At 71.3% G+C, this 10,345-nt stretch carries 9 protein-coding genes; 3 read left to right on the forward strand and 6 right to left on the reverse strand.

Annotation, left to right across the window (positions count from 1 at the left end; translation table 11 throughout):
- Window positions 1-552, forward strand: a 552-nt coding sequence (locus CCN51_RS46665; RefSeq protein WP_107426265.1) for a flavin reductase family protein, incomplete at its 5' end; no start/stop codon positions are given.
- Here the strand turns inward: CCN51_RS46665 and CCN51_RS46670 are convergent.
- A complete protein-coding gene (locus CCN51_RS46670) occupies window positions 549-1,922 on the reverse strand; it encodes an MFS transporter (protein ID WP_078610600.1) in 1,374 nt (457 codons plus the stop codon). The genes CCN51_RS46665 and CCN51_RS46670 overlap by 4 nt on opposite strands.
- A gap of 52 nt (window positions 1,923-1,974) precedes the next feature.
- Between CCN51_RS46670 and CCN51_RS46675 the strand changes: the two genes are divergently transcribed.
- Window positions 1,975-2,985, forward strand: coding sequence for a GlxA family transcriptional regulator (locus tag CCN51_RS46675; RefSeq protein WP_014178860.1), 1,011 nt, complete (start codon window positions 1,975-1,977; stop codon window positions 2,983-2,985).
- Between the two features lie 23 nt (window positions 2,986-3,008).
- Here the strand turns inward: CCN51_RS46675 and CCN51_RS46680 are convergent, their stop codons facing one another.
- The 4 genes from CCN51_RS46680 to CCN51_RS46695 form a co-directional block, all read right to left on the reverse strand.
- Window positions 3,009-4,058 carry a Zn-dependent alcohol dehydrogenase gene (locus CCN51_RS46680; RefSeq protein WP_014178859.1) on the reverse strand — a complete coding sequence of 350 codons (1,050 nt, stop codon included), beginning with the start codon at window positions 4,056-4,058 and terminating at the stop codon, window positions 3,009-3,011.
- A gap of 115 nt (window positions 4,059-4,173) precedes the next feature.
- A complete protein-coding gene (locus CCN51_RS46685) occupies window positions 4,174-5,682 on the reverse strand; it encodes an aldehyde dehydrogenase family protein (RefSeq protein WP_014178858.1) in 1,509 nt (502 codons plus the stop codon).
- A complete protein-coding gene (locus CCN51_RS46690; RefSeq protein WP_014178857.1) occupies window positions 5,679-6,920 on the reverse strand; it encodes an acyl-CoA dehydrogenase family protein in 1,242 nt (413 codons plus the stop codon). Before CCN51_RS46690 ends, CCN51_RS46685 begins: the two co-directional genes overlap by 4 nt.
- Before the next feature lie 76 nt (window positions 6,921-6,996).
- The gene (locus CCN51_RS46695) at window positions 6,997-7,908 is read right to left on the reverse strand and encodes an SDR family oxidoreductase (RefSeq protein ID WP_014178856.1); all 912 of its coding nucleotides are present in this window, start codon (window positions 7,906-7,908) and stop codon (window positions 6,997-6,999) included.
- 111 nt (window positions 7,909-8,019) lie between these two features.
- Between CCN51_RS46695 and CCN51_RS46700 the strand changes: the two genes are divergently transcribed.
- Window positions 8,020-8,946: a cyclase family protein gene (locus CCN51_RS46700; protein WP_014178855.1), complete on the forward strand. Its 927-nt coding sequence runs from the start codon at window positions 8,020-8,022 to the stop codon at window positions 8,944-8,946.
- Between the two features lie 300 nt (window positions 8,947-9,246).
- Here the strand turns inward: CCN51_RS46700 and CCN51_RS46705 are convergent, their stop codons facing one another.
- Window positions 9,247-9,810, reverse strand: a complete 564-nt coding sequence (locus CCN51_RS46705) for an ATP-binding protein (RefSeq protein ID WP_014178854.1) — start codon at window positions 9,808-9,810, stop codon at window positions 9,247-9,249.
- Between the last annotated feature and the right edge of the window lie 535 nt (window positions 9,811-10,345).

Genomic DNA, 10,345 nt, shown 5'->3' on the forward strand with positions numbered 1-10,345 from the left:
GCCCTGCGCGCCGTACGCGCGGACGAGCGTCTTCCGCAGGACCCGGCGGAGTTCCGGCGGGTGCTCGGCCACTTCGCGAGCGGTGTCACGGTCATCGCGGCCATGGACGAGGAGGGCCCGGCCGGGTTCGCCTGCCAGTCCTTCTCCTCCCTCTCCCTCGACCCGCCGCTGATCGCTTTCATGGTCGCCCGTACATCCACGACCTGGCCGCGCATCGCCCGTGCCGGGGCCTTCTGCGCCAACATCCTGGGGGCGGACCAGGGCGGGCTGTGCCGGGGCTTCGCGGTGAGCGCATCCCGGCGGCCGGACAAGTTCGCCGGCGTCCGGCACCAGCCGGCCCCGGTGACCGGCTCGCCGCGGCTCGCGGACGTCCCCGCGTGGATCGACTGCACGGTCCACGCCGTGCACACCGGTGGCGACCACCTGGTGGTCGTGGGCCGCGTCCGCGCCCTCGGCACGGACGACCTCACCGCCCGCTCGGGCCCCCTCCTCTTCCACCGCGGCAAGTTCGCCACCCTGGCGCCGCACGGCCAGGACCGGGCTCAGCCCTAGGCGATGCGGGGGACCTCCTCCCGCTCCCGCCGGATGACCAGGGCCATCAGCGCGGCCACCGCGCACAGCGCGCCCGCGCCGTACCAGACCATGTCGTACGACCCGAAGGTGTCCCGCGCCACGCCTCCGACAAAGGCGATCACCCCCGCGCCCACCTGGTGCGAGGCCAGCACCCATCCGAAGACGATCGCGCTGTCCTCTCCGTAGTGCTCGCGGCACAGCGCGATGGTGGGCGGCACGGTCGCGACCCAGTCGAGTCCGTAGAAGACGATGAAGAAGAGCATCGGGGGGTGCACGGAGTCCGACAGGAGCATCGGCAGGAACATCAGCGACAGCCCGCGCAGCGCGTAGTAGACGGCGAGCAGCCGCCGCGCGTCGAACCGGTCGGTGAACCAGCCGGAGGCCACCGTGCCGACGATGTCGAAGATCCCGATGACTGCGAGCAGGCCGGCGGCGGCCGTCACCGGCATGCCGTGGTCGTGCGCGGCGGGCACGAAGTGCGTCTTGACCAGGCCGTTGGTGGAGGCGCCACAGATCGCGAAGGTCCCGGCCAGCAGCCAGAACGGGCCGGTGCGCGCGGCCGAGAGCAGCGCGTTGATCGCCCGGCGGGCCGCGCCGCGCTGCGGGGCGGGCTTGGGCGGGGGCGGCCCCTCGGCCCCGTACGCGGCCAGCCCTACGTCGGCCGGGTGGTCGCGCAGCAGCAGCCAGACGAAGGGGACGACGGCGAACGCGACGACCGCCACCGTGACCGCGGCCGGGCGCCAGTGGTGGTGCTCCACGATCCACGACAGGGCGGGCAGGAACACCAGCTGCCCGGACGCGCCTCCCGCCGTGAGAATGCCGGTGACCAGGCCGCGCCGCTCGACGAACCACCGGTTGGTGACCGTCGCGGCGAAGGCCAGCGCCATGGAGCCGCTGCCGAGGCCCACAAGGACGCCCCAGCACAGGACGAGCTGCCAGGCTTCGGTCATGAAGACCGTGAGCCCGGCCCCCACGGCGATCACCGTCAGGGCGCAGGCGACGACCTTACGGATGCCGAAGCGGTCCATAAGGGCGGCGGCGAACGGCGCGGTGAGCCCATAGAGGGCGAGATTCACGGACACCGCGAAGCCGATCAGCCCGCGCGACCAGCCGAATTCCTCGTGCAGGGGGTCGATCAGCAGGCCGGGGAGCGAGGCGAAGCCGGCCGCGCCGACGATCGTCACAAAGGTGACGGCGGCGACCCACCACGCACGGTGAATCCTCGGCCGCCGCCGGGCTGGAAGGGGTTGCTCGTCCTGACCTGGAGTCCCTGGGAGTTCGGTTGTCTGCGTCACCTGACCAGCATCAACGCTGTGATCGACCCGTACGAGTGGCCCGAAGGACAGCATTCGCTAGGATCGGGCCACGAGAGATGCGTTGGAGGCCCGTATGCCCTCATCCATGGACGCCGACAGCCGGCACCGGATCGCCGTACTGGTCCTGCCCGGCGTGATCCCCTTCGAGCTGGGCATCCCCTTCAGGATCTTCGGCAAGGCCCGCTCCGCCGAGGGCGACCGCCTCTACGAGGTGTTCAGCTGCACTCCCGAGCCCGGCGAGGTGTCGACGGACGCCGACTTCCCCATCGTCGTCGAACGCGGCCCCGAGGCGCTGGTCGAAGCCGACACCATCCTCGTGCCCACCAGCTACGAGATGGGGCAGGTCTATAAAGAGGGCACACTTCCCCCGGCGCTCGCCGCCGCGCTGCTCCACGCCCGGCCCGGCGTCCGCTGGATGTCCATCTGCACCGGCAGCTATCTGCTCGCGGCCGCCGGACTGCTCGACGGCCGCCCCGCCACCACCCACTGGCGGAGCGCCGCCCACTTCCAGGCCCTCTTCCCCTCCATCGCGGTAGACCCTGACGTGCTCTTCGTCGACGACGGCGACGTCCTCACCTCCGCGGGCGTCGCCTCGGGTATCGACCTGTGCCTGCACGTCGTACGGCGCGATTTCGGCGCGGCCGTCGCCAACGAGGTCGCGCGGCGCAGCCTGGTGCCGCCGTACCGCGACGGCGGCCAGGCGCAGTACATCGAACGGCCGCTCCCCGAACCGCAACAGGCGACCACGACGGCGGCGCGCGCCTGGGCGCTGAGCCGCCTGGAACGCCCGATCTCGCTCCGCGAGTGGGCCGACCAGGAGTCGATGAGCGTACGGACCTTCACCCGCCGCTTCCGCGAGGAGGTCGGGATCAGCCCCGGGCAGTGGCTCGTACAGCAGCGCGTGGAGCGGGCCAGGCATCTGCTGGAGGGCACCGATCTGTCGGTGGACCAGGTGGCGCGGGACGCGGGCTTCGGCACGGCCGCGTCGATGCGGCAGCACCTGCAGACGGCGCTCGGCGTCTCGCCCACGGCCTACCGGCGCACTTTCCGTGCCACGGCTGTCGATGCCATGGCCGATGCCTTGGGCGGCAGGTAGTCCCACGGGCACCAACGCAGCGGTCAGAAGGTGAGCACGGCCCGCGCCACCCGGCCCGCCCGCGCGTCGTCGGTGGCCTTGGGGAAGTCCTCGACGGGGTAGGTCTGGGTGACCAGTTCGTCCAGCAGCAGCCGGCCCTGGCGGTAGAGGTCCGCGTACAGGGCGATATCGCGCTGCGGCCGGGCCGAGCCGTAGCGGCAGCCCAGGATGGCCTTGTCCAGATACATGGAGGAGACAAGGAAGGACGCTTCGGCGTCGGCGGGCGGCACGCCGAGCAGCACCGCCTGGCCGTGCCGGTCGAGCAGGTCCACCGCCTCCCGGATGAGCCGGGTGCTGCCGACACACTCGAAGGCGTGGTCGGCGCCCGACGGCAGGGTCTCCCGGGCGGCGGCCGTCGAGGCGACGAAGTGTGTGGCGCCGAACTGTCTGGCCAGCGCCTCCTTGGCGGGGTTGGAGTCGACGGCGACGATCGGCCCGGCCCCGGCGATCCGGGCGCCCTGCAGCACGTTGAGCCCGATTCCGCCGGTGCCGATGACGACGACCGACTCGCCGCGGTCGACCCGGGCGCGGTTGAGCACGGCGCCGACGCCGGTGAGGACGCCGCAGCCGATCAGGGCGGCCGAGGTGAGCGGGATGTCCTCGGGAATCCGGACCGCCTGCACGGCCTTGACCAGCGTGCGCTCGGCGAAGGCTGAGTTCGAGGCGAAGTTGTACAGCGGCTGCCCGGCGCGGCTGAACGGCTTGCCCGGCCTGCCGATCGCCTTGCGGCACATGGTGGGGCGGCCACGGCCGCAGTCGGCGCAGGTCCCGCAGTTGGCGATGGTGGTCAGGGCGACATGGTCGCCGGGCGCGACATGCGTGACGCCGGCACCGACCTCCACCACCGTGCCCGCGCCCTCGTGGCCGAGCACGACCGGGACGGGGAAGGGGATGGTGCCGTCGAGGACGGACAGATCGCTGTGGCACAGGCCCGCGGCGGCGACACCGACCAGCACCTCACCCGGGCCGGGTGCCCGGATCTCCAGGTCGTCGACCACGCGCGGTTCGGTGCCGTCGAAGATGACGCCTCTCATCACCACTTCACCACTCTCTTTTCCTGTCGCACGTCTGCCCCTACTTCTCAGGACCGCTGGACCGCTCAGGACTGCTCAGGACTGCTCAGGCTCTCTCGGGAAGCCCGGACCATTTTCAGGAAGCCCAGACCACCGACTGGAGTTCGCTGTACGCGTGCAGGCCGAACGAGCCGCCGTCGCGGCCCACTCCGCTGTGCTTGAAGCCGCCGAACGGCGTCTCCGGGTGGCGCTGGGCCGTGTTGATGCCGACGTTGCCGCTGCGCAGGCGGGCGGCGAGGCCCCAGGCGCGGCCCGCGTCGGCGCTGAAGACATAGTCGTACAGGCCGTACGGCGTGGAGCAGGCGATACGGACCGCCTCGTCCTCGTCGTCGAAGGGGAGGGCGACGACGACCGGGCCGAAGATCTCCTCCTGCGCGACGGTCATATCGGGGGCCACGTCGGTGATCAGGGTCGGGGCGACGTAGAAGCCGGGCTTGACCGCGGGGCGTTCGCCGCCCACCACGATCCGGGCGCCCTGGTCACGGGCCCCGGCGAGGTACGCCTCGACGCGGTCGCGCTGGGCCGCGGAGATCAACGGGCCGACGATCGTGGAGTTATCCACAGGGTCCCCGACGATCAGTGACTTCGCATACCGTGTGAGTGCGGCGACGACCTGCTCGTACAGCGATCGATGGACGAGCACACGGGTCGGCGCCGTGCAGATCTGCCCGCTGTGGAAAGACCAGGTCGAACCGACCGCCCCGACCGCCGACTTGATCACGGACTCGTCGGCGTCCCCAAGGACGATGGCCGCGCCCTTGCCCCCCAGCTCCATCAGGGTGCGCTTCATCGAGTGGCCTGCGGACTCGGCGATCCTCTTTCCCACGGCGGTGGAGCCGGTGAAGCTGACCATGTCGACGCCCGGGTGCGCCACAAGTGCCTCGCCCGCGGCCGCGCCCGATCCGGTGACGACATTGAAGACACCGTCCGGGAGCCCGGCCTCCTTCAGCAGGGGGCCGAGTTCCAAACAGCACAGAGGGTCCTGCGGGGCCGGTTTGGCGACGACCGTATTACCCATCGCCAGGGCGGGGGCGACCTTGCCCGCGAGGTTGGCGAGGGGGAAGTTGTAGGAGGTGATACAGCCCACGACACCCACGGGGCGGCGGACGGCGGCCGCGCCGATCAGCCCGCCGGGGGCGAGGGGCGAGGCGGCTACGGGCAAGGGCGCGAGCGGGACCGTGTCCGGCTCGACGGCGCCTCGCGCATACCGGCGGAAGCGGTCGGCGGCCGGGGGCACCTGCATGGCCTTGGCGACGCGCATCGTCGCGCCCGTCTCGGCCTGGGCCAGCGGGACCAGTTCCCGGGCGTGCTCGGCGATCAGGGTGGCGGCGCGGTCGAGCACGGCGGCGCGCTCATGGGGGGCGGTGCGCGCCCACCCCTCGTGGGCGTCCCGTGCCGCGCTCACTGCGGCGTCGACGTCGGCCGCGTCGGCCTCCGGGGCATGGCCGACGATCTGTTCGGTGGCGGGATTGACGACCGGGTAGTGCCCCTGCCCGGGCCGCCGCCGGCCTCCCCCGATCCAATGCCCGTACGCCGCCTGCCCGTCCGCCTTCTGCCCGTCTGCCGTCGGCCCGTAGGTCTTCATCCGCGTGATTCCTTAGGGAGGTTGAGAACGCGCTCGGCGATGATGTTCCGCTGGATCTCGTCCGAGCCGCCGTAGATCGTGTCGGCCCGGGAGAAGAGGAAGAGGCGCTGCGCGTCGTCGAGTTCGTACGGCCGCTCGGCGGTCCACCGCTCGGGGCCGAGCGCGGCCGCGGCGCCGCGTATCCGCACGGCCAGTTCGCCCAGCCGCTGGTGCCAGCCGCCCCACAGCAGCTTGGCGACGCTGGGCGCGCCGGGACCCGATGCCTCGCCCAGGGTCCGCAGCGCGTTCCAGCGCATGGTCTTCAGCTCGGCCCACTGCTCGACAAGCCGGTCGCGCAGTACGGGATCGGCGGCGGCGCCCGTGCGCAGCGCCAGCCGGACGATCCGGTCGAGCTCCTGGGCGAAGCCGATCTGCTGGACGAGGGTGGAGACGCCGCGCTCCACGGCGAGCAGCCCCATGGCCACGCGCCAGCCCTGGCCGGCGCCGCCGACGAGGTGTTCCGCGCGCGCCACCGCGCCGTCGAAGAAGACCTCGTTGAACTCGGCGTCGCCGGTCAACTGGCGGATCGGGCGCACTTCGACCCGTCCGGGCTGGTCCATCGGTACAAGAAGAAAGGAGAGACCATGATGGCGTTGTGAGCCGTCCTCGGTGCGCGCCAGGACAAAGCACCAGTCGGCTTCCTGGGCGAGGGAGGTCCAGATCTTCTGCCCGGTGACGCGGTAGGTGCCGTCGCCCGGGTCGCGGACGGCGCGGGTCCGCACCCCGGCGAGGTCCGATCCCGCCTCGGGTTCGCTGTAGCCCTGGCACCACAGCTCCTCGCCGCGGGCGATGGGGGGCAGAAAGCGGGCGCGCTGGGTGTCGTCGCCGTAGGCGAGCAGGGTAGGGGCGAGGAGGTTTTCACCGATGTGGCCGAGCCGGGCGGGGGCCCCGGCGCGGGCGTACTCCTCGGCCCAGACGACCTGCTGGGTGAGTGTGGCGGGCCGGTTGCCGTAGGTGCCGTGCGTACGGTCCCAGCCGAGCCCGATCCAGCCGTCGGCGCCGAGTTCCCGTTCCCAGGCGCGGTGTGCGTGCGCCGGTGCCGGCGCCGATGCGCCGTCGTGGGCGGCGCCGGGCTGCGACAGCGGCTGCGGTTGCGGCTGCCCGGCGAGTTGGGCCAGGGCGTCGGCGACGTGCTCGTCGAGCCAGTCGCGGGCTCGGGTGCGAAAGCGTTCGTCCTCCGGTCCGAAAGCGAAGTCCACAGCTTCTCCCGTCTCCCGTCTCCCGCCCCGCTCCCCCGGCTGCCGCTGGGCGGTGGTCCCGCCCCGCGGGTGCGGGTCACGCGTTGGGGCGTTGGCCCTTGGCCGCCGCCTTGGCCATGGCGTCGAGCTGAGCGAGCATCGGCATGGGGTCGGTGCCGACCGTGCCCGGGAGGAAGTCGGCGATCTTCTCCGGGGTCCAGGCGCCTTCCGCGTATCCCGCGCGCAGCTCCCGTGGCTGTGCCCAGACCGCGATCTTGGGGCCCGCGATCGTATAGACCTGTCCGGTGATCTTCTCTTCCCGGGCCCGGTCGCTCAGCAGATAGACCACCAGCGCCGCCACGTCCTCCGGCTCGCCGATCTCCTTGAGCTCCATGGGCACATTGGCGGACATGCGCGTCCGGGCGACCGGTGCGACGCAGTTGGCGGTCACCCCGTACTTGTGGAGGCCGAGTGCGGCGCTGCGCACCAGGGAGATGATCCCGCCCTTCGCGGAGGCGTAGTTGGCCTGCGCGACGCTCCCCTGGTGGTTGCCGCTGGTGAAGCCGATCAGGGTGCCGGAGCCCTGCTTGCGCATCGCCGCGGAGGCCGCCCGGAAGACCGTGAAGGTGCCCTTGAGATGGGTGGCGACGACCGGGTCCCACTCCTCCTCGGTCATGTTGAAGAGCATCCGCTCGCGCAGGATCCCGGCGACGCACACCACGCCGTCGAGCCGCCCGTAGTGTTCGAGCGCGGTGTCCACGATCCGCTGTCCGCCCGCCATGGTCGAGACATCGTCGGCGACGGCCACCGCCGCTCCGCCCGCCGCCTCGATCTCCTTGACCACCGCCTCGGCGACTTCGCTGCTGGGTTCGCCGCCCTCGATCGACACCCCGTAGTCATTGACGACGACCTGGGCTCCTTCGGCCGCGCAGGCCAGTGCCACGGCTCGGCCGATGCCCCGCCCGGCCCCGGTGACGGCGATCACCTTGCCACCCAAGAAGTTGCCCACGTCGCGTCCCCTCCCGGAGTTTCTGACGGTCCGTTAGATTTTTGAGCAGACGCGGCCCGAGTACAACCCCCCGAGCGGAATCCCGCCCGGAAGCCGAACCGAGGAGGTCCCATGACTCTGCCGCCCGAATTCCACGACATCGCCAAACGCATCAACAACTGGGGCCGCTGGGGAGAGGCGGACGAGATCGGGACGCTCAATCTGATCACCGACGAGGTGGTCAGGGGCGCCGCGGCGGCCATACGGAGCGGCCGCCGCATCCCGCTCGCGGTCCCGCTCCAGCAGGACGGGGTGCAGACCGGCGTGATCCCGGGCCGGGTCAACCCGCTGCACACCATGATCGCCGTCAATCTGGAGATATTCGGCCCGGACACCGTGGCCACCAGCGACGACGCCGTGACGATGGGACTGCAGGCGGGCACCCACTGGGACGGACTGACCCATGTCTCGCACTCGGGCCGGATCTACAACGGCCGCCCCGCCGGCTCCGTCACCCCCCATGGCCGCGCCGCCTTCAGCGGCATCGACAAGGCGCGGCACATCGTCTCGCGCGGTGTGCTCCTCGATGTCGCCCGCGCCCGCGGACTCGACCGGCTCCCCGAGGGGCATGCCGTCACGCCCGAAGACCTGGACGCCGCCGAGGCGCTGGCGAAGACCACCGTCCGTCCCGGCGATATCGCGCTGGTGCGCACCGGTCAGATCCAGCGCTATCTCGCGGGCGAGAAGGAGGCTTACGCCTTCCCCTCACCCGGCCTGTCCCTCCGCACCCCCGAGTGGTTCCACGCCCGGGATGTGGCCGCGGTGGCCAACGACACCCTCACCTTCGAGATCTTCCCCCCGGAGATAGAGAACCTGTGGATGCCGGTCCACGCCCTCGATCTCGTCGAGATGGGTATGCAGCAGGGCCAGAACTGGAATCTGGAGGAGCTGTCGCAGGCCTGCGCCGAGGAGGGGCGCTACACGTTTCTACTGTCGGCCACGCCCGAGCCGTTTGTCGGTGGCGCGGGGAGCCCCGTAGCGCCCGTGGCGATTCTGTGACCCATGGCGGTCTCGTGACGCGCCGCGGTCCTGTGACACGCGGCCCACGAGGCCGCAGGCCTGCCGTACAGCGGGGCGAGGGGCAGGTCTGTCGGGCGGCGGTGCGCTCATGCACACCCCGAGCACGGCACGGCACGGCGCACCGCCACCCGGCTCCGGCGCCGAGGCCCTGTCACGCGCCGGGCAGCGACCCGCACTCGCCAAGGAACCGCGCCGCAAGCACACGGCTCACAGGAATCACAGAGCCCTCGGCGTCCCCTCGCAACGAATCGCTGATCCTAGAGTGATCAAGCCACCACATCACGTCAACACCTGGTCTGGACTTTGTCGACTACGCCCGATTTGTGATGGCGTATGAGAACCCGCATGCCCCGTCAGGACCGGTTCTTCATGACTTCCGTACACCTCATGACCCCCACGGGCGCCCCGGTCCACCTCGCACCAGATGCGCTTGCCCGCACCCTCCGGATGCCAGCCCCAGCGATCCGCCAGACCGTCGACCAGTTCAAGACCGCGCCCGTTGGTGGCCTCTTCGCCCGCGCACCGCCGCCGCGGCGCCCGGCCGCTGGCGTCGGCGACCTCGACCCGGACCGTGCCGGAGCCCGGCCCCCGGCCCCCGCGGCCGCCCGCGCCGGGCCCGCCGCCGTCGCCCTGCGCGGGGAAGAGCATGCGCAGCACCGCCGGACAGCCCGTGTGCACCACGGCGTTGGTCACCAGCTCTGAAATCAGCAGGATCAGGGTCTCGGCAAGCGGCTCATCCACCCCTATCCCGGACCCGGCGAGCCGCGAGCGCGCCCATCGGCGGGCCCGGCTCACCTCCGCGGGGTCGGGCCGGACCTCCATCTGCATCTGAAGCACCTGCACCGCTCACACCATCCGAACCGGCGGACACATCGCCTCGTACCTCCAAGAGGTCACGGAACGTGACTCCCCCCCAGCTACCGCTGAGAGGTGCCCCCTCCCAGCGACGACTGAGAGGTACCCCCTTGCGAGACAGCATGGTTGACGTACAGTCACCCCAACAAGCGCTTCGGTCATATTCCAGCGCCAAGGAGTATGCGTGCGGCATACTGTGCGACGCGCGTCGTTGGGAGTCGAACATCGGGGCGCAGAGCCTGCGCACCCCGCGCGAGCGGGGCACATTGGCGTGCCCGGAGTCGCCCCATGGGCCACGCCGGGATAGTTGTACCCCAAAACCGTTCGCACGCAACGGAGAGTACCCGAGCGCGGGCCCGACTCCCCCCTGTGACGAGTCACACCTAGGAAACAACCCGGTATCAACGCTCGGTCACCTCGAAGACTCTGGGGATTCCCCCAGGATCGCGACACCTGAACAATTCAGGCGTATCCACGAAGTCGGGTCACAAACCTCATAAGCCGGCGAGCAGCCCGGCCGCGA

This window comes from Streptomyces milbemycinicus (assembly GCF_002154605.1).
GTDB lineage: Bacteria > Actinomycetota > Actinomycetes > Streptomycetales > Streptomycetaceae > Streptomyces > Streptomyces milbemycinicus.